Below are 25,601 nucleotides of genomic sequence, written 5' to 3'. Positions count from 1 at the left end.
CCTGAGGGAGGCCGTGCTTTTTTTAGTGGGATGGCGGAGGTTTGCAAGAAATTTTCATGAAAAGGAAAGGATTACTGCCAAAACTGCGGCTCTGCGGGATGTGACGGGCTTCCAGGTATGGTAAAATAAAAAGGACAGTGTCAACAAGTACGGAGAGAAAAAGAGGTGGGGTCAGCCGATGCAGGGAACCATTTTGGTCGTGGATGATGAACAGCCGATTGCCGATATTTTGAAATTTAATTTGGAAAAAGAGGGATACGAGGTCATCTGTACCTTTGACGGCGTGAGCGCCGTGGAAATGGCCTTGTCTGCGCAGCCGGACCTGATGCTGCTGGATCTGATGCTGCCCGGCAAAGACGGCATGGATGTGTGCCGCGAGGTGCGCGCCGCCGGGATGGAGCTGCCGATTATTATGCTGACGGCCAAGGACGAGGAGATCGACAAGGTGCTGGGGCTGGAACTTGGGGCGGATGACTATGTCACCAAGCCGTTCAGCACGCGCGAGCTGCTGGCCCGGGTAAAGGCGCAGATGCGGCGCCAGAACAAACCGAACGGTACGGAGGCGGCCGCCGCGCCTGCCGCGGAGACGCCGAAGCAGGGCGTGCAGCTGTTCGGCCTGTTTATCGATACGGACATGTATCTGGTGTACAAGGACGGCGAAGCGCTGGATCTGACGCACCGGGAGTACGAGCTGCTGTATTACTTGGCCAAAAATGCGGGCAAAGTCATGACGCGGGAGCATCTGCTGCAGGCGGTATGGGGATTTGAATACTTCGGCGATGTCCGCACCGTCGATGTGACGATCCGGCGTCTGCGCGAGAAAATCGAGGAGAATCCGAGCAAGCCGGAATACATCCTTACCCGGAGGGGGCTTGGCTACGTCATGCGGAGTCCCAAAAACGGAGGCCTGTAAATGAAATGGCCCTCCTTTTTCCGCACGATCCAGGCGAAGCTGATCATCATCTATGTGCTGCTTATCCTGATCGCGATGCAGCTGATCGGGGTGTATTTTGTCAGCGCGATGAAAAATTCCCTGACCAGCAACTTTACGAAGGACCTTCAGGAGCGGGCGGAGCTGCTGTCGGTGCTGGCAGCGGATAAGCTGGGCGGCACCGGGGATACGGGAGAGAATAATCCGGTGGAGAGCCTGGGAGCAATCGTCAACAACCTGTTCAACCTGAACGGGGCGGAAATCCAGGTGCTTGACGCCAGCGGCAAGGTGCTGATCACGTCTTACCCTTCGCATGCCGACTATGTCGGGAAGAAGAACACGCAGACGGTCGTGAGCCGGGCGCTGCAGGGCATCAAGGACAACGAGGAATACGTCATCGATGAAGACAACGTGCGCAAGAAGGTCGTGGCGAAGCCGGTCATGAACAATGGGAAAATCGTCGGCGCCATCTACATCGTCGCTTCGATGAAGGAGCTGTACGATACGATGGGCCGGGTGAACAACATTTTTATTTCCGGGATCCTGCTGGCGCTGGGGATGACCTGCGTGCTCGGCGTCATTCTGGCTCATACGATCACTCACCCGATCAAGGAAATGACCAACCACGCCACCGCGGTGGCCGAGGGCAGCTTCGACCAGAAAATGCCCGTATTCGGCAACGATGAAATCGGCCAGCTCAGCGAGGCGTTCAACTATATGACTTCGCGGCTGCGCGAAGCGCTGATCCAGAACGAAGAGGAGAAAGAGAAGCTCGCTTCGATCCTGACGAACATGAGCGACGGCGTGATCGCCACGGACGAAGCCGGCAAGGTCATCCTGATGAACCGCCGCGCCGGGGCGATCCTTGGCGTGGACGAGGATGAGTTGGCCGGAAGCGATATCGCGCAAGTGCTGGGACTGACGCCGGAGCAGGCGGACACGTTCACGGAAGGAACGTACGTGACGATGCTGCTGCAGATCAGTCCGGAAGAGGAGAAGGAGAAATCGCGCCATTACATGGTGCGCGTGACCTTTACTCCGATTCACCGCCGCGAATTCGGCATCACGGGCACGATTGCCGTGCTGCAGGATGTGACGGAGCAGGAGAAGCTCGAGGCGTCACGCCGTGAGTTCGTGGCGAACGTGTCGCATGAGCTGCGCACACCGCTCACGACGATCAAGAGCTACACCGAAGCGCTGGATGACGGGGCGCTGGACGATCCGCCGCTGGCGGCACGGTTTGTCGGGGTCATCCAGAACGAAACGGAGCGGATGATCCGGCTCGTGACGGACCTGCTCCATCTGTCCAGGCTGGACAACAAGGAGGCGCTCTTGCGCAAGCAGCCGACCGATGTGCTGGAAATGCTGGAGGACGTGTCGGACCGCTTTTCTTTTCAAATGCAGCAGAAGGGCATTCTGGCGGAAGTCCGCGTGGAGGAAGGGGTTCAGAAGGCGCCGTTCGATCGGGACCAGATCGATCAGGTGCTGGACAACCTCGTGTCCAATGCGCTCAAATATACGCCTTCCGGCGGCAGCATCACGATGGAAGCGGCGCTGACCGAAGGCCGTCTGCTCGCCATTTCGGTGCAGGATACCGGCATCGGCATTCCGAAGAAGGACCTGGACCGGATCTTCGAGCGCTTCTACCGGGTGGACAAGGCCCGTTCCCGCAACATGGGCGGCACCGGACTCGGACTGTCCATCGCCCGCGAGATCGTGCTCGCCCACGGCGGCACCATCTCCCTTCAGTCGGAGCTGGGGCAGGGCACGAAGGTGACGTTTACGCTGCCTCTGGGTGACGAAGGGGGGAGCGCCTCATGAAGGAGAAGATGAAATCGATCCTGCTGGCGCTGCTCGTTGCCGGCAGCCTGGTGCAGAGCTATTACCTGATTTACCGGCTGCCGGGCGGGGATTCGATCGCCAAAACGGAGAACAATTATATCAAGACGGACAACATGGGGCCGGAGGAGAGCGCCGAGAATCTGATTTATCCGGATAAAATGCAGATTCATATGGGGGAAGGCAAGCATACCGTCTTCTACCCGAACTCCACGTTCTACAACTTGATCTACTCGCGTCTGAAGGGACGCAGCTTCGAGAGCTTCCAGCGCCGTCCGGTGGAGAACACGGACTGGAGCAAGATCCGCAATGAGGATCCCGGGATCGAGCTGACCTTCGGATCGGGAATCCCGGTATCGCTGCTCCAGCGCGTCATGCAGATCGCGCCTGACTCGCTGTTTGAAGCGGAGCGGATCGACCGGATCTGGATTTACACGTCGCCGAACGATTCCAAGACGCACGCGATGTTCTTCAGTACGGAAGGCGATGTCGTCTACGAAGCCGGCAAAGTCGACCTGACGGTGCAGGATGTGCAGCAGCATGTCGATTTCGGCAAGGAATGGACGGCTTACTCTTCGGAGGCAGGCGGCAAATATTATGTGCCGCAGTCGTCCATCCAGATGGTGGAGGCTGAGGTCAATATCGGCGTCTATACGGTGGAACAGATGCAGCAGAGCCTCTTCTTCGACCCCGGAATAACCCGTTACATCCAGGAAAAGGACGGATCGGAGATTTATACGGACAGCAAGCGGAGCCTCCAGGTGCGGCAGGAGCAGAAGTGGATCAGCTACACCGATCCGGCAGCGCCGCCGGCGGGCGAGAGCAGCGACGGGAAGGATGCACTGGCTGCCGTTGACTTCGTCAACGAGCATGGCGGCTGGAACGGAACCTACCGGCTCGGCCAGTCGGGCACCGGAGAGGACCGCAGCCAAATCGTGTTCCAGCAGTATTACGGCGCCTATCCGATTCTGGACACGCTTAATTTCCATTACGGCACGATCCGGCTGAACCTGCAGCAGGGCACCGTGTCGGCCTATGAACGCTCCCTGATCTATATGAAGTCCGGAGAGCAGCATAAGACAATGGTGAAGCTGCCGGGCGGTGCCGAGCTCAAGGAGAAGCTGAGCCGGATCAACAAGGAATCGGCGATCGAGGATCTATATCCGGCGTATTTGCCGGAGCTGACCAAGACCGGAACGGGGCTGAAGCTGACGCCGGTCTGGGCGGTGAAGCAGGCGAGCGGCGCCGTGACGGTGATCCGCTAAAGGGACGCCAGGCTTGGCATAATGCGGGTTGACCGATGGAAAAGAGTGGCGTAAGGTGGGAGTAGCAGGGAATTCTGCCTCCCAATCTATATCTTGCTGCTGTATTTAGGGCAATAACGGATGCAGCATCTAGCATGAAAGGTCGATTAGAAGGAGCAAAGCTCCATTTTCATAACGATCGGATGGATCGCGTCGACGCTTGGAAATCTTGGGTTAGCCGAAGCTATGGGGAACCAAGCGGGATCAAATTTCGGGTAAAAGGAGGGCAAGGGATGGATTGGGGACGGGCCAAAAATGTGCTGATCTACGCTTTTTTGCTGCTGAACCTGGTGCTGGGCTACCAGCTGTGGGCCGACGTGCGCGAACAGGCGGACACCAATCTGGACTTTGCATCCCTGGCGGACAGCACGCAGAAGGCGATGGAGGAAAAATCGATTCAGCTGCTGTGCCCGATTCCGAGCATGACGCCCGCGCTGCCCAAAATCTCCTATCACTACGTCAGCGGGGAAAGCATCGGCAAGCCGGTCACGCTGAAGAAGCCGGTCGAGAGCAAGCTGATCTTTATGGGTACCGACCTTGTGGACGCCCTGGGCGACCAGATTCCCGAGTTCGGCAATTACCGGTATGACCCCCAGGCGAGTCAGGAGATGACGGAAGCGGAGCTGGAACGGGTGAAAGTTGCCGGCGCCGCGGGCCGATTCGTCATGCATACGCTGGTGGACGGGAAATGGCCGCTGTTCAACGACCAGCTCGAGCTGTACTACAGCGAGCAGAAAATCGTGTCGTACCGCCAGTCGCTGGTGGAGATCGCCCCGATGGAGGACGAGCAGGAGCAGAAGATTTTGCCGGCATCCGGGGCACTGAAACGGTTAGTGGACGCTTTTATCCCGGAAGGTTCGTCCATAAAGGATATTCAGCTGGGCTATTACGGCCAGGTATTTAACTCGGAGAGCCAGGTGGCTGCGCCATCATGGCGGTTCACGCTGGAGAGCGGAGAAATTTATTACGTACAGGGGATCAGCGGTGACGTGACCGTGAACAGCCCCAAGGATGAAGAGGGAAAGGAGCAGGGATGATGGGCATATCTTTTACCGTTCTGTCGAGCGGATCGACGGGGAACGCAACCGTGGTAAGAAATGAAGACACGACGCTGATGATCGATGCCGGGCTTAGTGCCAAGCGGATCGACGAGCTGATGGAGCAGCGGGAGCTGTCGGGAGAGGAACTTGACGGGATTCTTGTCACCCATGAGCATTCCGACCATATTAAAGGGCTCGGTGCCGTGGCCCGCAAATACGATCTGCCGATCTATGCCAACGAGAAGACATGGGAGGCGATCAACAAGTCCGTCGGCAAAATCGCCGAGGAGAACCGTGTCGTGATGGACAGCGGCGAAGTGCGGGATTTCGGATCGCTGCGGGTGGAGTCTTTTCAAATCTCGCATGACGCGGCAGAGCCGGTGGGCTACTGCTTCTACGACGGGGACGAGAAGCTGAGCGTGGCCACGGACCTGGGCTATATGAGCGATAAGGTGAAGCAGGCCATCAGCGGCTCGAACGTGCTCGTGCTGGAGGCGAATCACGATATTGAGATGCTGCGGATGGGCCGTTATCCGTGGAACACCAAGCGCCGCATTCTGGGCGACCTCGGGCACTTGTCCAACGATGCCGCAGGCGAGGCGATGAGCGAGCTGCTGACCGGAGACCTGAAGCGCACCTATCTGGCGCATTTAAGCCGGGACCATAATCAGATGGATTTGGCGAAAATGACCGTGCGTGCCGGGATGGAAGACCGGGGATGCTTCTATAAAGACAGCGAATTTAAACTGTGCGACACTTACTACGACCGGCCTACACCGTGGGATAAGGTGAGTGAGCCATAAACTCGTCGAGCTCCGCCGCTTTTCTCTCTACCTCGTCACGGGTGAGAATGCCCTTGTCAATGAGCAGTTCAATGATCGTGCTTAAGGCAAGGGTATTGCGGTAGTGCTCGTCCTTTAAATCCCCCAGCTTGGCCATCATATTCACATAGTCCATCGAAGACGGAAATCGTTCCATGAGTCCGTTCCTCCTTGTTTTTCAACATCGGTTCAATTCCATAACCCACCAATGACGCAAGCGATAAAAGATTAGGGCAACCGCCCCACTTATGTTACAATAACTATACCGCATGAATGTCCGCGAGGGCTTGCATACAGCGGGTTTGACTGGTGTCCAGCCTGCAGCATAGCAGGTCGTGCTTCGCCCTTTTTCATAGTTTCATCAGGCTTTACTTTTATTCTAGTCTGTTAATGCTGGAAACATTCCTGTTTCTATGAAAATAAATCTCATATGCTGTATAGAATAGGCTAAAGAATGAATGTTATAGGCCGCCTATCGGGCCGTTATAGCAGGTAGTTCAATGCAAAGCTTTAGTTCAATCTATATAGAAAGAGAATCCGAAGTCAACGTGGGCAAATTCCATACATACAAATGTGAGTGACTGAGACTTCGACGCTTCAAATTTGCTGCTTAGATTCAGCCCAATGTGGTGATGTAAAAAATAAAGGGTCTGCCTCGTGCAACCTTGGTAAGCTGGAAGCAGTTATTAATAGTATAGGCAGCCTGAACGATTAGAAGCTTATAAGAACATGCCGCCACGTCATTAGTTATACAGACCGGCCATTGGCGACGGATATTTTTCATTTCTCGTCAAAGGCATCTGTATGGATGAATCTCACAAGATTTTCGGGATGCGTTACAACAAAGGGGAGAGGATCACATGGGGCTGTTTCGTGACGATTTTTATTCGACCAAAATTTCCAAACGGCGAAGCCTTCGCAAAGTATATCCCGCACAGCGGGTGTGGGGCAGAAGCAGGCGCAGCCGGGGGACGTCCACGCTGTTCGTGGCGACGGTCAGCTCCGTCATCAGTGCAGTAGTGGCGGTGCTCCTGTTCAGCCTCATCACCGGCCTTCCTTCCCATACAAGGGAGACGGCGGCGGTCAGTGCCGTTACTTCAACCCCGTTGGACGGCAGCGGAGATCCGTTCGACCGGCTCGTTCAGGCAGCGGCCAAAGTCCGCCCGACCGTCGTCAGCATCGTGAACTATAAAGATGCGAAGGACGCGGACAAGGGGACAGCCGACCTGGAGGATTCGGCGCTCGGATCAGGGGTCATTTTCAAGAAGGAGAACGGCAAAGCTTATGTCATCACCAATAACCACGTCATTGAAGGCTCACAGGATCTGGAAGTGATGACGGTCGGCGGGGACATGAAAAAGGCAACGCTCGTCGGTACCGATAAAGTGACGGATATCGCCGTCTTGTCGGTGGACGACAAGAACATTGCCGATGTGGCGGAAATGGGCGATTCTACGAAGCTGCGCCTAGGGGAGACCGTGTTCGCTATTGGCAATCCGCTCGGGCTCGGCGATACGCTGACGTCCGGCATCATCAGCTACACCAACCGGGTCGTGCCGGTGTCGCTGAACCAGGATGGCGTGTACGACTGGGAGCAGGAAGTGATCCAGACCGACGCGGCCATCAATGAAGGCAACAGCGGCGGCGCGCTGGTGGACCTGAACGGCAAAGTGATCGGCATCAACACGATGAAGATTTCTGATGCTGGCGTGGAAGGCCTGGGCTTTGCCATCCCGGTCGATCAGGTGATGAAAACGGTGGATGAGCTGATGAAATACGGCAAAATTTCACGTCCTTACCTGGGCGTGTACACCGTGGACCTGAACAATCCGTACGCCCCGCTGGATGAAGACCAGCGCAAGGAGCTGAAGCTTCCGGCTGATGTGAAAGACGGCGTGGTCGTGTTGGATGCCATCGGACCTGCCAAGGATGCGGGGCTCAAGCTAAACGACGTCATTACGGAGTTCAACGGGAACCCGATCAAGACTACGCTGGAGCTGAAGAAGTACCTGTATGACAAAGTGAAGATCGGCGACATGCTCAAGGTTACCTTCTACCGTGCAGGCCAGCAGGAGACCGTGGACGTCAAGCTCGCCGACAAGCCGGATTCCTAAAATAGGACGTGTGATCCGGCCCAAAACCGGATATAATGAGAGTCATAGGTTTTCGGATGATTAACAGCCAGAAAAACGTACATTGTGTGCAATTGTAAGGGGATGCCATTTTATGTTTGTCGTTTGTAAAGACCATGTGGAGCTCGCGATCGATATGTTCGTCGACGAGTACGAGGACGCGCCGGATATCGTGGACCTGAAGGAGACGGAGTTCTCAGACTGGGACCCGCCTGTACAGTGCGCGCACTGCGAACAGCCGGCCAAGTTCCTGGTCGTGTAGCCGCAGGGTTAGCAGGAAATGCTATGAAGAGATGAATAGCGATGGGGAGAGCGTGGAGACACGCTCTTTTTTACTTTTTGGAAGAGTGGATAGGGTTCGTGAAATGCACTCAGTAGATAGGGGTTCGCAGGCGATTTTCAAGGGGCTCTTTTCTGGTCGGGAAAGTGTCGTGGCCCCGAAGATTGAAGCGGAATTGGAGTGTCTAAGACCCTATGGGAGTGCTTTATGATGTGAGGACGTAAAAGATAAGTGGAGGGGTATTCATGCTGATTCAAATGATCGGCGTCGGCAAGCTGAAGGAGAAATATCTGGTGCAGGGCATCCAGGAATACGCCAAGCGGCTGACGCCTTACATCAAATTTCAGATGGTGGAGGTCGCGGACGAGAAGGCCCCCGACACCTTGAGCGAAGCCGAGGTGTCGATTGTGAAGGAGCGCGAGGGCGAACGCATCCTCGCGCACATCAAAGAGAGCGCGCATGTGATCGCGTTCGCCATTGGCGGCCAGCTCTGGAGCTCGGAGGAGCTGGCCGCCGAGATCGACCGGCTCGGCACCTACGGGACGAGCCATGTCGTGTTCGTGATCGGAGGGAGCCATGGGCTCTCCGATCCGGTGCTGCGCCGCGCCCAGCAGCGCTTGAGCTTCGGGCGCATGACCCTGCCGCACCAGCTGATGCGGCTGGTGCTGGTGGAACAGATTTATCGCGCGGTGAAGATCAATCGGGGAGAACCGTATCATAAGTAAGGCGAAACAGCGATTACGGATTCCATATCATCATCCGCTAGTCTATGCTGCGCGTGGCATCGCTTCCTGGGCGCTTCGTCCGAAAAACCGCAGACTCTGGGTGCCCAAAAAGGAATATAATAAATACTTAGAAATTTGTATCTAAACATAGCATTCATGTTGAAAGGAGAATATAGATGACCGTAAAGTTTAGCTTGAGTTATACGGATGGAGATTTCATCGACAACCTAGAAGTTCCAATTTATAAAGTGTATCGCAAGGGTACCTCTTTTCAACTGTATCATTTAAATCGCAACCCTGCTCGTAATGAACACAAAGAATTGCTGGTTATCGATGAATCGGGGATAACACCAGAGAGCATGTTTAAAAGCGTTACAGAATTTTGCGAAAAAATTATCCCCTATTTATTGGATAGGAAAAATGATTCGTTATTTTTATTTGGGGAGTATTATGATGCAGAGAAAGATAAGATGGTGGACATTGATGATATTGAGATTTCCTGTTTAATAGGCGGGGCAGCCATCTTACAAGAAGAAGAGAATAAGTAATGTAGGATCTACAGAGGTAGTTACTGAGGAATATGAATCAATAGATTTTTTTAATTAGGATAATCGTGGCTTAAATATGATGTGGAAACGTGGAGATTTCCTTGCGCGGTCTGAAAGGTACCTCATTAAGTTTCTTGGAGGAGAGTTGAATGCCGTTGGACAATAAAACAAAAGTTTTAGTTGAGCGGACAGACAGTATACTTTATTATGCCGAATCTGACCTATCGAAAGATCAGGGGGCAGGCTGGATCGGCGGAAATGCACCTGACTTTTTTGATGATCAAGATGACCTCATCTATGATGGTAACCAGAAATATGTTTTTTACTTGACCCTTGTCCATCCCTTTAAACCGGAGAGCATGATTTCGATCTTCATCCCTGAAGACTATGAGGAGTATTTGGAGAACAATATGTATCCTAATTGCTCGATTAAGGTGATAGAGCATCCCATTTCAACTGAAAGCGCCAAAGAGATGTTTACTAATCCAGGCCTTATAAAACATTTCATTTCAGATGGTGCACTAAGCAATGACAAGAAATCGATAGACCAGTCTTTTTTGATCAAAGTAGGTGGAAACCCGAGACTTATTCAAAATGAAGACAATTATTTTACGAAGCTTAGGGAGGAGTCATTTTCCTTCTTATTTCAGGTAGATGAAGATGGTTACCCCGAAACGTTGGTTCAACATGATTACAACTACCCTTTTGGTTTTGGATCACTCTATATCTTCGCTTTGATAGGAGCGACCGAGATCCAACACCCTGTAGCAGGCTTTTGGCAATTCTCTTGATCTCGCTCTTTTAGATGCTACGATGAACCGTATCATAAGTAACAGCGAAAAATAATGGTAATCCTCGTATTCTCAAAACCTATCTATATTATGTCATGCGGTCATGTCATATTTTATGGGAATCGCTGCTTTACAAAATAAACTAACACATCGAGAGTAGGACACTATGGGTTTTAAAGATGAATTAAAACGTGAAATACGTAACGCAATGAAAGATGTAAAAAAAGAAGTACAAAAGACGTGGAGAATTGATTATAAAGGGCATAGTGTTGAAATTATACATGAGCTAAAAAAAGAGTGTCTTATCATTGATGGGGCTACGGTGGATACGAATAAACGAAAATCGATATTTTCATACTTTGTTCCTTATTCCAAATTATCAGGTACGATTGATCTGGAAGATGGCGTAAACCATACGGTGTCCGTTAAACTGGGTGGTTATATAAGCTTTAACTGTATTATCACGATTGACAATGTAACGGTGTTGGATGATGCATTGGTGCTTGATTTTCTTCCGTGGAACCATAAGGAAAAGATCATTCCGTTTATTGAGCGACAAGTTCAAACACACAACAAAATAGTAGATGATGGTTTACCGGATGACGAATATGTATATGATGAGAATCATCCACCAGTGGCTGCAGGTTCATCTGATCATTTCGTAGATGACATCCCCACTCCATTTTTTGTGAAAAAGCTGTTGAAGCTTTTTAAAAGACAACTCCATCATCCTACGAACAAAACACGAAAGGCAACATACGAAGAAATCATTTCTGACAATATCGCTAGCTACGGTGAGGAATTTATTGAGCGCTTTAAACAAGCTGAGTGGGATGAATCTCTCGTACAGCAAGAAGCAATATGGCTTCTAGAACATGCAGCACATAGAGAGGTTGTAAAATTCTCAATCACAGTACTTGGGTGTACGAATTGTGAAAAGTATAAAGAGCTGTTATTCACATTAGGCATGCATGAAGAATTCACATTATATGTCTTATTTGCATTGAAAAATGGAACAAAGGAAGCGAATGACCAAATTTGGCGGCTCGCTCAGTCTGTCCATGGCTGGGGCAAAATTGCTGCAGTTGAAAAATTAGAAGCAACAACGCCAGAAATAAAACAATGGCTGCTGACAAAGGGCTGTGAAAATATCATTAAGAATGAATATTTTGTCTACATGTGTGCCATTAAAGGAGATCTTCCTGCAGCACTAAATCCAGAGATGATCTCAAAACAGCTGTATGATGGAGTAGGTTTAATCATCCAAACTTTACTTCATGAAAATGTGGAACATGATATTGAAGACTATATATTTGAAAAGGCGATTCTTTATCGCTTCTTAGACCATGCTCGTATCCACTGCCAAACCCTTGAAGATTTTTATCCCCTTATGAAAATATGTAAATATATAAATGCTGATGAAATTTGGGGAGAAAGATCTAATGATTGCAGAAGGCAGCAGGAGCGCAATTCTATTCAGAAGGCGATTCAACCAATTATAAATAATCCTAAGTGGTCACAGCTTGCCATGGATACACTACAACAAGATATCGATGTTAAGGCTCTTGAAGTCGCCCATTTTTACCAATTAGACATCGTTCCGAATTTGTTTAAGATGCTAGAGAAACATCCGACAAATAGCGAAATATACTTTTCTATTATGAATACAAATCATCGCCAGCATATCATAGACCTCTGCGTATTCGCAGAAAATCATTTATCGTTATCAAGCCCGTCAAAAGAAGAAGAACATTGTCTGCGATATATTGTTCAAGATTTACATGAGCATGCAGGAGTAGGGCTACCACTGGTTCAAGCTGCTCTTGAATCGGATACGGAGCTAATGCAATATCAGGCTCTAAGTGTGCTTGAAGAATGGACTCCTTCGATATGGCAACGGCCTAGTATACTTGCTGCTATTAAGAACATCTCGACTACGACAAAAGATAAGTATTACCGCAAGTTAGCAAATCAGTTATTATCTAAATCCCTCGACTAATTTTCGCCGACTATACGTGTTAAGCTGAACCGTACGACAAATAGGGCGAAATTTTTGTTACAATGTAGACTACGGCTAGCAATTAGGGACGGTGATTAACATGGGAAGAAAGCAGGCTTTTACAAAATCAGAGTTGCTTGACCAAACCAAGAGAGTGCTTCTCGAATACGGTTATGAGGGATTTCAACTTAAGTTGTTATCCAAGAGCCTGGTTGGAGCAAGAAGCACGATTTACCAATATTATGCCAACAAAGAAGAGATAGTTGCTGCATGTATGAAACGATCAATGGAAAATGTATTACAGAAGGCGTCGGCTATTGATGAAACGGATTGCATGAATGCCCTTCAACAGCTGCTAGATGTATATCTGGAGGAAGCTAGTTTCCATCAATTACTTGGATATGCTCATAAAATAAATAAAGCCAATTCTGCGGCTGCAGCCAATGATCTTGAATTTGTTGAGCAAGCGCATGTGACTTTAAAAAATCAACTGGAGCGATTGTTTGCTCGTGCTCAGGAAGAGGGACACTTGAATACAAGTATCCCACTTCCTGCGATTATAGGTGTATTTTTTAACCTGATTGAAACTCCCAATATGATGAATATTCCAACACCTCAGTGGAGTAAGCTGTTGTACCAAATGTGGCTGGGAGGGGTAGGAAGACGATAGGGAGCACAAATATATTTGACACTCGTGTCATATAAAACCTATAATAAATACGTACCGGACGAAATGTGATTAATTTGACACGCGTGTCATTTATCTGTGCTGAGGGGAGGATTAGCATATGTTTTTGGCATTGAAGGAATTGAGACACAGCAAGACAAGGTTTTCGATGATCGCTATTATTTTTGTGCTCATTTCTTGGCTGGTATTTATATTGTCAGGTTTGGGGAATGGGTTATCTACGCTTGCGGCTTCGACGTTTAAAACGATGAGGGCTGATTATGTGGTTTTTGAACAAGGGTCTAAGGCTTCAATGAGTAAATCTTTATTGTCTAATGATTTGTCAGCTAAATTAGCAGAAATGCCGAATGTAAGTGCCGTTTCACCTATGGGAACCATCATGGCATCGGCAATCAAAGGGAGTAGCAAGTTGAATGAGGATAAAGTAGATATAGCGATTGTTGGAATTAACCCGGGGAGCTTTCTTGAGCCGGCGATTATTGAAGGAACGGGGCTGGCATCCGATCAGATGACGAAGGTCATCGTTAATGAGACGATGAAAGACGAAGGATTTAAGCTAGGGGACACCTTCCAATTAGATGGTTCGACGGAATCGTTGACGATTGTCGGCTTCGTCAAGAATCAGACTTATAACCACGTAGCAGCTGTATTTACACCTATTGAAGAGTGGCGTAAGCTTGCGTTTGCGGCACCAGGCTCGGACAAAGGAGTTAAGGACCCCGTCAATGCGATGATGCTTCAAGGTAAAGATATTGATCGGAACACTATCAATGAACAGCTTTCGGGTACCGATACGGTTACTCGTGCGGCAGCGGTACAGGGAATGCCTGGATACAAAGAAGAGAATGGCACGATCATGATGATGCTTGCGTTCCTGCTTGCGATCTCTGCATTCATCATTGGCGTGTTCTTCTATGTATTCACGATGCAGAAGTCCAACCAGTTCGGGATTATGAAAGCGATCGGGGCCAAGAATGGATTCCTAGGTAAAGCCGTCGTCTCACAGGTGTTCGTCTTGTCGCTCTCAAGCATTATCGTTGGCATTTTATTGACTTATGGTACAGCGGCAATCATGCCCAAAAGCATGCCGTTCATGCTGGATACGAAACTGGTGCTCACGTATTCCATTGTATTATTGGTGATCTCATTGCTTAGTTCGTTGGTATCCGTTCGCACGATTTCGAAAATTGATCCGCTTAAGGCACTTGGGAGGGTTGAGTAATGACTGAAGGCTTGCAAATAACAACAGCTTCCAAATATTACAACGAGGGATTGAATCGTATTGCGGCATTAGACCGAGTGTCCATAAAAGTAGAGCCGGGTGAGTTCGTCGCAGTGGTAGGTCCGTCCGGTTCTGGAAAAAGCACCTTCCTATCCATCGCGGGTGCACTGCTAAAAGCTTCCGATGGAGAGGTCATACTAAATGGGAAGGACATCTCAAAGCTATCAGGCAAACAACTATCCGATATCCGCTTGCATGAGATTGGTTTCATCATGCAGGCCTCGAATTTAGTTCCATATCTGAACGTCCTCGATCAGTTGCTTATTGTGAAGCGGATGTCGGGAAAGATTCGTGCAGCAGACAAAGCGATGGCTATAAAGTTACTTGAAGAGCTTGGACTAGGCAATAAGCTGAAGAGCTACCCGGATGAGCTGTCGGGGGGCGAGAAGCAGCGTACCGCCATTGCCCGCGCGTTAATTAACGATCCCAATATCATATTGGCGGATGAACCTACAGCAAGCCTGGATACCAAGCGCGCCCATGAAGTTGTCTCCTTGATTGCCCATGAGGTGAGAACACGCCATAAAGCGGCGATTATGGTCACACACGATGAGCGGCTGCTTACCTACTGCGACAAGGTATACCGGATGGAAGATGGCAAATTATTTCTAGCGGAACTGGAGTCCATCCATTGAACGTCCAGAACCAGGTTCAGAGGCAGCAAATAAAGAATCTCCAATTCTCGGAAGCGAGATCACAACTTATGAAGTGGCATCAGTAAAAAACCGATAGGCTCCCATACGGCAGACAGATTATATAATAAATTCATAATCTTGTTTCATCTCTACCAATCTCCCAACTTTTTTACATAGATTTGATATATTCTACGACTTCCATGATTTGATTTATGTTAAAATATCTCCGGATCAGAAATTGGAGAGGGGTTTTATAACTCATGTCATGGAAAAAAGTTCTGGGTAAAAGCACCATTCGTGTGGCTACTACTGCTCTATTACTTTCCCAATTGTTTGGCGTAGTAGGTTCTGTCTCAGCTGCAGGCAATGATGTCGAAGTACATTTGATTGGAATCAATGACCTGCACGGTCAGTTGGACACCACATCGATAGTTAGTGATAAAAAGGTCGGAACAGCTCCAATTCTAGCAACATATTTAAAAGAAGCTCAAGCCAAATATGCAAACTCCCTGCTCTTCCATAATGGAGACTCTGTTGGAGCATCCGCCCCCGTCTCATCTCTGGATCGTGATGAGCCTACGATGGAATGGATGAATATGATGGGCTTTGATGTAGGTTCTTTGGGCAATCATGAATTCGACCAAGGTATCGCTGCATTAAAAGCACAAATCTTTGGTGGTCTGGATCCAAAAGAAGGCAAGGTAACCCATGCGGGCGCAAAATTTGATTATGTAAATGCAAACGTCATTGAAACTTCCACAGGCAAACCATTGATTAAGCCATATGTGGTTAAAGAAGTGGGCGGAGTCAAAATCGGATTTATCGGATTGGTGACGAAAGCGACACCTTCTAAAGTATCCCCAGCGGGTACAGCAGGCGTGCGTTTCTTAAGCGCAGAGGAAGAAGTTGCAGCCGTTAATAAATATGCAAAAGAATTACAAGATCAAGGTGTAGAAACGATCATCGTCCTGGCACATGATCCTGCAACAACCAAAGAAGGCGTAACCACTGGAGAAGCGGCTGATTTGGCCAAAGCTTTGCCTGCCGATTCCCCTGTAGATGTTATCGTTGCAGGTGACAATCATGCTTTAGCTAACGGTGAAGTGAATGGAAAATTGATTGTGCAGGCTTATTCTTATGGTACGGCATTTGAAGATATTAAGCTGATGATTGATCCTGCTACAGGGGATGTAACCGAAAAGTCAGCTGCAGTTACAACAACTTTTCAAGACGGTGTCAAAGAAGACCCTGAATCTTTAGCTATTATTAAAAAATCATTGGACAAGCATCCTGAGCTAACGAAGCCAGTAGGTACGACAGATGGTTCTGTCACTCGTACAGATGCTTATAATAACGAAGCTCCTCTTGGAAATCTCATTGCAGATGCAATGCGTCAAGCAGACTTTGGTGATAAAGCAAGCGCTGCTGACTTTGCATTTATGAATCCAGGTGGGATTCGTGCGGATCTGCCGCAAGGCGATGTGACCTTTGCTGATCTTGCTAAAATCCAACCTTTTGGCAATACTTTGGTGAAACTGGAGCTGACGGGTGCACAAATTCAAACCTTGCTGCAGCAGCAATGGGGTACAAATGCGGACGGTACACCAAACACCAAAACACTACAAATCTCTGGCTTGAAGTATACGGCAGATCTCAATAAGCCCGTTGCTGAACGTGTGACTAGTCTCACTCTTGAAGACGGTACACCGATTGATCCTGGAAAAACATATACGGCTGTAGTCAACAACTTTATGGCAGCAGGCGGAGATAACTATAAAGTGCTGGTGGATGCTAAATCATCCTTAGCCGGTCCGATCGATCTGGATGTATTCTATCAGTACATTGTAGATAAATTTAAAGGTGGCGCTATTCAAGCTAAAACAGAAGGACGCATTACCAACTTAGGTGCATCTACAGAACAACCGGAAACGCCTGTAACCACAGAAGTTATTTCTCGTGCTGAGTTTGTCAGTGCTCTAGTAGATATGTTGAAACTAAACCAAGTAGCTGCAGCACCTGCATTCAAGGATGTTGCTGCTGACGCTGCCTATGCAGATGCCATCGCTGAAGCTGCTCATGCCGGACTTATTCAAGGCTACGGTGGTAACTTCAATCCGGATCGTGATATCACACGTGAAGAAGCGGCTACCATTCTTGCTAAATTGTTGAACAACCCAGTTTCTGATAAAAACGCTGCTGCGATCCTTGCAGGTTTTGAAGATGGCAAAACCGTTTCTGCCTACGCGGTTAAATCTATGGCCACTCTGATTGATAAAGGTATTCTAAGTACAGCGGATAAAAAATGGCTTCAACCTAAACAAGGTCTTTCCAATAGCGATGCAAAAGCGTTAATTCAAAAGGCTGTCGCGGCAAAGGCTTCATAATGTAGAAGTGATTCATAGCTTATATTAAGACAGAAAAACACATCCCTTTGGTGAAAAGTCTTCTTTATTGATGAACCTCAATTAGTCTCTCATTTCATGGAGAGGTAGGTTTATTTAGAAGAATGCTATATCCCAATTGAGGATGTGTTTTTTTCCATCGGTAATCCCGAATACCCGTTCTTTTAAGTGTGGAAATTTACTTTGAACAGCTTTTAAACTCTTCCAAGACCTTGGATTTGTCGCCATAAACCTTTTCCAGGTGATCCTCTCCCCAATAGCATAAAAGGTCAAGCGCAGGCTTTAATCCCCAGCCGTAGGGAGTTAACGTATACTCCACTTTAGGTGGGATTTCTTGATAAATCTTGCGTGCGACGATCTCATCCTTTTCCAGGCCTCTTAGTTGAGTGGTCAGCATCTTCTGCGTAATGCCGGGGATTAGCCGGCGAAGTTCCGAGGTCCGTTTCGGTCCTGTCATCAAATGATAGATGATTAAAGGCTTCCATTTCCCTCCCATTACTTCTAATGCAGCCTCCACCCCAACTTTATACTTCTCTCGAATGCGATTTTCCTTTTGTTCAGTCATCTTGGATTCCTCCGCAAAAAGGATGTGTTTTCGCTAAGAACATAACTTCTAGGGCATCTATCCAGGGCACTTCCATGTTCCTAGGGTACCCGTATGATCCTATAGAACGTGAAAGTGCGTACTTCCAGGTTATTTCGGCACTGTTTATAATAGCATCAGCCGTTGATCATGGCTACAAGTTAGCTGTTGAGAAAGGAATGAGGATACAAGCATGAATGTATTATGTGTTGTTTCGCACCCGCGAAAAGATTCCCTGACCTTTCAGGTCGCCGATCGTTTCGTACAAGGTCTTGCCGAGGCCGGCCACGACTATGAGATATTGGATTTACACGGGATTGGCTTTGACCCGGTTTTACAAGGAGCGGATGAACCGGATTGGTCTGCAGCCAAACAGTCCTTTTCTCCTGAGGTGGAAAGGGAAATAAGGCGAATGAAGGAGCACGACGCTCTGGCGTTTATTTTTCCAGTTTGGTGGTGGAATTTGCCAGCCATGCTAAAAGGTTATATTGACCGTGTATGGAACAATGGGTTTGCATACGGTTCGAACCATCTTCAGCATCAGCATGTCTTGTGGATTGGTCTGGCGGGCGTTTCCAAAGAACAGATGGAAAAGAGAAATTACGATAAAATGATTACCCATCTGCTCAATGTGGGAATTGCAGATTATTGCGGTGTATCCAGTTCCAATGTTGAATTTTTATACGAGACGTTGGACTCCGATTCCAAGCATTATGAGATGCTGCTTAATCAAGCTTATCACTTAGGGTTGAAATATGCCAAGGAGCGAGGATCCGCAGTATAGAGGTTGGCATTCAGGCCCGGGCCCATAAAGACTCGTTCGGAATAATTGAATTCCTACGGGTCTTTTTTGTTTTGCATTTAGAGACAACCATTAACGTTCCATTAAAGTTGATCCGACCTTCTCACAATCCATTTCCAGCCCGTAGTTGGGCTACATAGAAAGCGTGACCTTATCTGTAGTCTGTTAATATTCAGTAATTATTCAGTAGGAATGAGTATAATCATCGCAAGTCGACTATATTCTCCAAAATTAGACAGAATTAAATGGTCTGGTCATATGTTGATGCACTACACTGAGGAGATTTCGTGATGATAGATCACAGGGAAACTCAGATAACAGGATAAGAAGAGAGCACAACTACATGTGTCACCAACTAGGCCTATCAGCATCTGTGGAGGAGTGGAAAGGAGGGAACTCTGCAAGATTTAGATGATGCAAAGGGCTGCTGGGATCGAGCAAATAGAAGATATCTATTCGGTTGAGCGTTATTGAACCGATGATCCTACAGTCGCAAAAATTTCAGTAGTTTCGGGAATGGAGGACAAAAGTGTCTTGAAACGAAAACGCAGCATAGGTAAAGCAATACTCTCTTTCTGCTTGGCAATTATGCTAGTCCTGCAGACGGTGGCTTTCTCGGCTGCCGCATTTGCGGAGAGTGCGCCAGACAATTCCGGGACGGAAGTAGTTAGTGAATCTGGCTCACTGAGCACGGACGAACCGTCGTCGGGATCAGATGTGGAGATCGTTCCAAACGATTCCGAAACGGAAGTAGTAAGTGAACCCGGCTCACCGGACGCGACTGAACCGCCGGTAACTGAGGCGGTGTATGGTGCACCGGAGGGCGTCATGCCGTTAGCGGCGGGGCCGACGGATAAGACGGGTTTATTCATGGGCAAAAACGCCCCCTTTCCGCTGACGGTTACCCAAGGGGGGCCTTCGATAAAGCCTGTAAACGCCCCGGATTACGACGAGAATGTCGACAAAATCACCGGCAGACAGACATTCACCCTTACGTCGGAGAGTCTCCGTGTGCCGATGCGGAGCGATAGTGACTCGAATTCAAACGATCCAGACACTTACATCCAGAAGGGCGACTTCATTGAGTTGAAGCAAGAGGATTATTTTCTGGGCGTAACCTTGACGAACGCCACAATACCTCTAAACGTTAACCTGTTTGGGCAAAACTACAAGCTGGGCACCGCCATTTTCACCGGGACCAGCATTAAGGTCGTTTTTGACGGCGATGATAGCTTGTTCCTCCAGGGGACCGATGTTTCCTTCCGCTTTGACACCACCGCGAAGGCTGATGTGGCGGGCATGGACTACGGCACGACCAAGCCCATCACCATTTTCGGAAGCGCCTATACGCTGGAAAACCCGAAAGTTACAGCGAAGTACAGCATCAGCTTGCGCTCCAACAGTAACACAGACAGCTTTGACAATACGCAGCAACGAGACAAGGTCGAGATATCCAACGCCGATTTTCAAGCGGGCAAAATTAAATGGCAAGCGGTTGTCACAGCCACTGACATGGACGATGTCAACATCAAGCTGCCGCTGGACGGAACGATATTTTCTAATGACCTGACTAATGTCGGCAATTATGTTACAGGTTCCTTCGAGGTAAAGGATGCCGCCAACCATGTGGTGATAGGAGCAGCGCCGACCTACAGCGGGGGCGAGCTGACCTACACCTTCCCTGACAATATCGGCGACACGGCAACCATCGTCTTCGAAACATGGATTCCTAAGGAAAAATACTACAAGCAGTATCGTTATAATGATACTAGCTGGGACTTAACCAATACACAGCAAGTAAGTAATGGTAAGGGAACAAGTGTAGTAAAATTGCTGGAATCGGACAATACGGTGCTGACAACAAGTAATCCGTGGACAGTTGCGCTCAAGCCTGTCTGGATTCAGAAGGCCGGCGTGCAGAACTACAAGGACAACACCATCACATGGACCATTACAGTTAACTATAATGGCAAATACAACAGGACGCCTCTGCAAGACTTCGTAATAACGGATGTTATCCCTGCAGGGCTCACCTTTAAGTCTGTGACATTTCAGAAGCTTGAAGCAAATGCATGGTCGGATATACATACGATTACGGCGAGGCCTGCAGATGATGTTTATTCCTTCGGAGATGTGAACGGCCCGGTGAGGCTGGTCATTGTCACTGACATTACCGGCACGCAAACCAGCTTTACTAACAAGGCTACCGCCAAGTGGAATCTGGATCAGACGGACGGTAATGGGCAAAACAACGACATCGGAGTAACGGATCAGGCAACGGTCACCAAAGCGTCCAACAGCCTGAGCAAGACGGCCAACGGCGGTGATCTGACATCAGGTACGTTAGGATGGAAGGTGAGCTTCAAACCGCTGGACGCGATGCCGGACGGCAACATCTATGACCTGCTCGTGTACGGAGATGGAAGCGACATTGACTGGAACAACGTTACGGTCAGCCCGTCCATCGATCCCGCACTCTTGACGGCAATACGAACCAAAAATGCGGCAAATCCAAGATACTGGCAGCGGTATAAGCCGGATTCTTTTGACTCCGCCGATGGGTTAACCGGAAAAGTCTACACCATTTCCCAAAATGGCAAGGCAGTCGCCGACATTCTGTCCGTCACCGGTTTTACAACCGGAGAGAAGGTGTATACGTATACCTTTAACACCTTCTTGACGAACTGGAAGCATTTTGCACACAATTTCGGGAATAATTTTTACAATCAAGTATCTCTGTTCGACGGTGGAACTTATGCAATGGGCGCAGGTTCGAACAATAACGCTTTCAACAGCGGCATGCTGGCTAAGGGGATGCTCTTTGCATCAAAACCGGTGAACCCGGCAACCGGCGTGGAAGATAATGTTGCGCCAAATCAGGTCAACAGTTACATCTACTCCGGAAATGAGAAGGACTATTGGACAAGAGCGGCTTATGACCGGGCGACCAACACGGTAACTTTCCGGTTGGCGGTCAACGCCAACGGAATCAATACCGAGGAAATGGCAAAGCACGGCGGCACGCATGTCGCACAAAATATTCAGGTCATCGACAACCTCCCCGAGGGCTGGGAGTTTAAGCCTTATTCCGAGGGGAAAGCATTTGAGATTTACAATGGAGTAAGGGCCGATTACGGCTTAAGTGTCAACGCGGCTACGCCTATTGCCGACCCTGGCAATCTGGTAAGCTTTTCAGCCACTGGCAACGTGGGGACGTTTAGCTTTACGAAGCTGGAACAGCCATACGTGATCCTGGTAAAGGCGGGTCCAACGGCGGCAACCCTCAAGCAATATGCCGAAGTCGGCCAGACAGAAACGACGGTATATAACAAGGCGGAGCTGTCCATCAAATGGGGGGACGAGGATACAGTAGTCAACGTCGAGCGGGATAACAAGCCCATCCAACGTAAAGTCATCGTTCCTTCGTCAAAATCCGTGAGCAAAACGGTAAGAAAGGCAGCCCCTGGCGTGCTGGAATGGACCGTGGAATATGCTACACCATTTACAGTGAAGGATACCGCCTACTTGCAGGATACGTTAGGCAAGGGGCTCAAACTGCGCAATGATGAATTTGACCGGCTCTCTCTCCGGGCTCCCGATATGGCGGTATATCCTGCCAAGCTAACGGCTAGCGGAGCTTTGGCCAAAGACGGTGATGCTCTTGATCTGTACGCTCCTGACAGCGAGGTCAAGGTGACGGCGAACAAGGAGGCAGACGGGACGACGACACTGACCTTCAAGATGGCGAACCCGAACAAGCTGTATCTGTTCATCTACCAGACTGAAATCGACGGCACTGTACTCGGTGTCGGCGACAAGGCTGGCAACCATGTGCAGATGATGGGCGACGATGCCGCCAAGGATGTCAGCAGTCATGCGGAATACACGGTAGAGAGTGCAGACATTAGTGGCGGTGCCGGATGGCAGCCTATTCTGAAGCTGAAAAAGGTCGATCCGGACGGCAAGCCGCTCCAGGGCGTAGAGTTTACGCTGTACAACAAGGATGGTTCGGTAGCTCTTGACAAGAAGGGGAACCCGATCAAGGGAGTTACTGACAGCAAAGGCGAGCTGATTTTTAACGTCGAGGTAGGGCTTTACGATCTGAAGGAAACCTGGATCGACGAGACGACCTATCTGCCAACTGAGCGAGTTTATAACGTGCGTGTGTCTAGTACGCCATTTAACCCGATCTGGGTGGATGGCAATCTGGTCGATAGCACTAATCCGCTGATCGTGCCTACGCCGGCCCAGGGCAAGCTGACCATCACCAATAAGGTGGAAGGCAACGGAAGCGACCCTAACAAAGAGTTCGAGTACACCGTAACCTTCAACGGTGAGGGTAAGGGCGGAGAGTACTTCTATAAAAAGTCAGATAATACGACTGGCATGATCAAAAGCGGTGGCAAGATTACCCTTAAGCACGGGCAAACTATGACGCTGCCGGCATTGCCTGCAGGTCTGGTCTATACCGTTATCGAGGGCGATTATACGACCGTTGACGGTTACACGACTAAGCCGGAGTCGCGAGAATGGTCTGACACAATCGTGAATAAAGGCGACCACAAGGCGGACTTTATCAATGAGCGAACCGTCAACAAGCTGACGATCAGCAATACGGTCATGGGCAACGGCGGCGACAAGACGAAGGCGTTCGAGTACACCGTTAGCTTTGAGGGTGCAGGCAAGGACGGAAGCTACTCTTACGAGAAGTCGGATGGCAGTACAGGTACGATCAAGTCTGGCGAATCCTTCACACTCAAGGATGGAGAGACCCTGAAAATGGTGGGTCTGCCTAAAGATCTAAAATACACAGTTACTCAGAAGGACTATACAACCGATGATTACGTGACTACTCCTGAGGAACAAAACTATACCGGTGTCATGCAAGGTACTGATAAAGAAGCCCCGTTCACAAACGTGCGAGTCATAAAGGGCGACCTGCTCATCAGCAACACGGTTAAAGGCAAAGACGACGACAAGAAAAAATTGTTCAAGTACACGATCACCTTCACAGGAGCGGGATCGGACGAATCCTACGCCTTTGAGAAGCCGGATGGCACCAAGGGCATGATTAGTAGCGGAGACACCTTCGAGCTTACGGATGGTCAGACGCTCGTTGTGCATGAACTTCCGACGGGTCTTCAGTATACGGTGACCCAGGACGATTATTCGGAAGACGGCTATGTGACGGATCCTGAAAGTTTCATTCGCACAGGCACCATTCCGGAGAAAACAGCGGCCAAAGCATACTTTGTAAATACCCGCCCATATCTGGAAGGCGTGCTGCGTGACAACAACACAGGCGAAGTTATTCCGAACGCGGAAATCATCGTGACGAACAAGAAGACCGATGAACAGCAAAAGATTCGGACGAATGAGAAGGGTGAATATTCGATTCCGGCCGCAGCCGATACCGACTATACGATCACTTATACGAAGCTGTATCATGTAGGTGGGAAAGATGTCCCCGTCGAGTTCACGCAAAAAGCAAATGTGGACGGCAGTGTGATAGACGAGACCGTTCCGGCCGACATTACGGCGGTAGGGATCGTGCTGTTCAAGCAGCTGGATGGAACAAAAGAGCTATTCAACGATTCTTTTACCAGCCAGATGCATATCTATTTGAAGGACAAGGACGGCAATTATATTCAAGAGAACGGTCGTCCCAAGGCGTTTCCGATGGCTTCAAACGGCACTTTCTCCGTGGAAGGGCTAACCGAGCAGAAGTACACCATGGAAGTTCGCTATGAAGCTGAGGACGGTCAGGAATTGCTCTTCAAGGTGACGCAGCTGGACGTGAAAGCAAACGGAGAGCTGAATATTTCCGAGGAATTGGTCGATCCTTACGGTACGGTTTATGATGAAACGACAGGAGACGCTATCACCGGCAAGAAAATTGATGGAGCCAAAGTTACTCTGTATTATGCGGATACGCAGCGGAATAGAGATAACGGGCACACTCCGGATACGAAAGTAACGCTTCCTCCGGTTCCGAACTTCCCGCCGCACAACAACAAGAGCCCCGAGCAAGATAGCGACGCAAATGGCTTCTATGCATTCATGGTGTTTCCTGACGCGGATTACTATCTGATCGTAACGAAGGACGGATATGAGACGCATCGGAGCGATACGATTTCTGTCGATTATGACATTATCAAATACGACGTGCCAATGAAGCCGATCCGTTCCGGTGGTGGCTCCGACAACGGTAACGGTGGGGGCGACAACGGCAACGGGGGAACCGATAACGGTAACGGCGGAACCAACAACGGCAACAGTGGAACCGACAACGGCAACGGCAACAACGGAACCGGCAATGGCAACAACGGAACCGGTAACGGCAACGGCGGAACCGATAACGGTAACAACGGAACCGATAACGGCAACGGCGGAACCGACAACGGTAACGGCGGAACCGGTAACGGTAACAGTGGAACCGGTAACGGTAACAGTGGAACCGACAACGGCAACGGTGGAACCGACAACGGCAACGGTGGAGCCGATAACGGTAACAGTGGAACCGATAACGGCAACAGTGGAACCGACAACGGCAACGGCGGAACCAACAACGGCAACAGTGGAACCGACAACGGTAACGGCGGAACCGATAACGGCAACGGCGGAACCGACAACGGCAACAACGGAACCGGCAACGTCGACAACGAACTGGACGATGCTCCGAAAACCGGAGACAACAGCGTATCGCCTATCCTTTATATGGCTTTAGCGCTGATGTCCTTGATGACGATCGGGCTCTGCCTAATCGGTAACAAGAAGAAAAAGCACATTCAGTGACGGA

The 25,601-nt window shown here is 49.4% G+C and carries 19 protein-coding genes; 17 read left to right on the top strand and 2 right to left on the bottom strand.

Features of this window, described 5'->3' with window-relative positions; translation table 11 throughout:
- Positions 1 to 178 precede the first annotated feature (178 nt).
- From yycF to K2F33_RS06255, 5 genes are all read left to right on the top strand, one after another.
- Positions 179 to 913: a response regulator YycF gene (gene yycF / locus K2F33_RS06275; RefSeq protein ID WP_076172433.1), complete on the top strand. Its 735-nt coding sequence runs from the start codon at positions 179 to 181 to the stop codon at positions 911 to 913.
- Positions 914 to 2,752 (top strand): cell wall metabolism sensor histidine kinase WalK, encoded by a 1,839-nt coding sequence (gene walK / locus K2F33_RS06270; protein ID WP_212985743.1) that lies wholly within the window; start codon positions 914 to 916, stop codon positions 2,750 to 2,752.
- Positions 2,749 to 4,035 carry a YycH family regulatory protein gene (locus K2F33_RS06265; protein WP_263881273.1) on the top strand — a complete coding sequence of 429 codons (1,287 nt, stop codon included), beginning with the start codon at positions 2,749 to 2,751 and terminating at the stop codon, positions 4,033 to 4,035. Before walK ends, K2F33_RS06265 begins: the two co-directional genes overlap by 4 nt.
- A gap of 272 nt (positions 4,036 to 4,307) precedes the next feature.
- On the top strand, positions 4,308 to 5,111 hold the full coding sequence (yycI, locus tag K2F33_RS06260) for a two-component system regulatory protein YycI (RefSeq protein WP_076172427.1): 804 nt from the start codon (positions 4,308 to 4,310) through the stop codon (positions 5,109 to 5,111).
- Positions 5,111 to 5,917, top strand: coding sequence for an MBL fold metallo-hydrolase (locus K2F33_RS06255; RefSeq protein WP_076172425.1), 807 nt, complete (start codon positions 5,111 to 5,113; stop codon positions 5,915 to 5,917). The genes yycI and K2F33_RS06255 overlap by 1 nt, the downstream gene beginning before the upstream one ends.
- Here the strand turns inward: K2F33_RS06255 and K2F33_RS06250 are convergent.
- Positions 5,886 to 6,092 carry a hypothetical protein gene (locus K2F33_RS06250; RefSeq protein ID WP_076172423.1) on the bottom strand — a complete coding sequence of 69 codons (207 nt, stop codon included), beginning with the start codon at positions 6,090 to 6,092 and terminating at the stop codon, positions 5,886 to 5,888. The genes K2F33_RS06255 and K2F33_RS06250 overlap by 32 nt on opposite strands.
- A 703-nt stretch (positions 6,093 to 6,795) precedes the next feature.
- Here K2F33_RS06250 and K2F33_RS06245 point away from each other — a divergent pair.
- From K2F33_RS06245 to K2F33_RS06200, 10 genes are all read left to right on the top strand, one after another.
- Positions 6,796 to 8,049, top strand: coding sequence for a S1C family serine protease (locus K2F33_RS06245; RefSeq protein WP_076172421.1), 1,254 nt, complete (start codon positions 6,796 to 6,798; stop codon positions 8,047 to 8,049).
- A gap of 112 nt (positions 8,050 to 8,161) precedes the next feature.
- Positions 8,162 to 8,329, top strand: a complete 168-nt coding sequence (locus tag K2F33_RS06240) for a CxxH/CxxC protein (protein ID WP_076172419.1) — start codon at positions 8,162 to 8,164, stop codon at positions 8,327 to 8,329.
- Positions 8,330 to 8,592: 263 nt separating this feature from the next.
- Complete coding sequence (gene rlmH / locus K2F33_RS06235) at positions 8,593 to 9,072, top strand: 23S rRNA (pseudouridine(1915)-N(3))-methyltransferase RlmH (protein ID WP_263881272.1); 480 nt, start codon at positions 8,593 to 8,595, stop codon at positions 9,070 to 9,072.
- A 176-nt stretch (positions 9,073 to 9,248) separates the two neighbouring features.
- Complete coding sequence (locus K2F33_RS06230) at positions 9,249 to 9,620, top strand: hypothetical protein (protein WP_179232097.1); 372 nt, start codon at positions 9,249 to 9,251, stop codon at positions 9,618 to 9,620.
- 149 nt (positions 9,621 to 9,769) lie between these two features.
- Positions 9,770 to 10,411, top strand: a complete 642-nt coding sequence (locus tag K2F33_RS06225) for a hypothetical protein (protein WP_263881271.1) — start codon at positions 9,770 to 9,772, stop codon at positions 10,409 to 10,411.
- Between the two features lie 166 nt (positions 10,412 to 10,577).
- The gene (locus tag K2F33_RS06220) at positions 10,578 to 12,410 is read left to right on the top strand and encodes a hypothetical protein (RefSeq protein ID WP_263881270.1); all 1,833 of its coding nucleotides are present in this window, start codon (positions 10,578 to 10,580) and stop codon (positions 12,408 to 12,410) included.
- A 100-nt stretch (positions 12,411 to 12,510) separates the two neighbouring features.
- Complete coding sequence (locus K2F33_RS06215; RefSeq protein WP_076172408.1) at positions 12,511 to 13,080, top strand: TetR/AcrR family transcriptional regulator; 570 nt, start codon at positions 12,511 to 12,513, stop codon at positions 13,078 to 13,080.
- A 118-nt stretch (positions 13,081 to 13,198) separates the two neighbouring features.
- The gene (locus K2F33_RS06210; protein WP_263881269.1) at positions 13,199 to 14,320 is read left to right on the top strand and encodes an ABC transporter permease; all 1,122 of its coding nucleotides are present in this window, start codon (positions 13,199 to 13,201) and stop codon (positions 14,318 to 14,320) included.
- Positions 14,320 to 15,015 carry an ABC transporter ATP-binding protein gene (locus tag K2F33_RS06205; RefSeq protein ID WP_263881268.1) on the top strand — a complete coding sequence of 232 codons (696 nt, stop codon included), beginning with the start codon at positions 14,320 to 14,322 and terminating at the stop codon, positions 15,013 to 15,015. Before K2F33_RS06210 ends, K2F33_RS06205 begins: the two co-directional genes overlap by 1 nt.
- A 260-nt stretch (positions 15,016 to 15,275) precedes the next feature.
- Positions 15,276 to 17,399 carry a bifunctional metallophosphatase/5'-nucleotidase gene (locus K2F33_RS06200; RefSeq protein WP_263881267.1) on the top strand — a complete coding sequence of 708 codons (2,124 nt, stop codon included), beginning with the start codon at positions 15,276 to 15,278 and terminating at the stop codon, positions 17,397 to 17,399.
- A 196-nt stretch (positions 17,400 to 17,595) separates the two neighbouring features.
- Here the strand turns inward: K2F33_RS06200 and K2F33_RS06195 are convergent, their stop codons facing one another.
- A complete protein-coding gene (locus K2F33_RS06195; RefSeq protein WP_263881266.1) occupies positions 17,596 to 17,982 on the bottom strand; it encodes a winged helix-turn-helix transcriptional regulator in 387 nt (128 codons plus the stop codon).
- A gap of 211 nt (positions 17,983 to 18,193) precedes the next feature.
- On the opposite strand from K2F33_RS06195, the gene K2F33_RS06190 reads away from it, so the two are divergent.
- The gene (locus tag K2F33_RS06190) at positions 18,194 to 18,784 is read left to right on the top strand and encodes an NAD(P)H oxidoreductase (protein WP_212985733.1); all 591 of its coding nucleotides are present in this window, start codon (positions 18,194 to 18,196) and stop codon (positions 18,782 to 18,784) included.
- Between the two features lie 552 nt (positions 18,785 to 19,336).
- Entirely contained in the window at positions 19,337 to 25,597 is a 6,261-nt protein-coding gene (locus K2F33_RS06185; RefSeq protein WP_263881265.1) for a DUF7601 domain-containing protein, read from the top strand.
- Positions 25,598 to 25,601 lie beyond the last annotated feature (4 nt).

Source organism: Paenibacillus sp. PSB04 (assembly GCF_025809195.1).
GTDB lineage: Bacteria > Bacillota > Bacilli > Paenibacillales > Paenibacillaceae > Paenibacillus_AQ > Paenibacillus_AQ favisporus.
The sequence above is the reverse complement of the archived record's forward strand: the minus strand, read 5'-3'. Positions and strand labels throughout refer to the sequence as shown.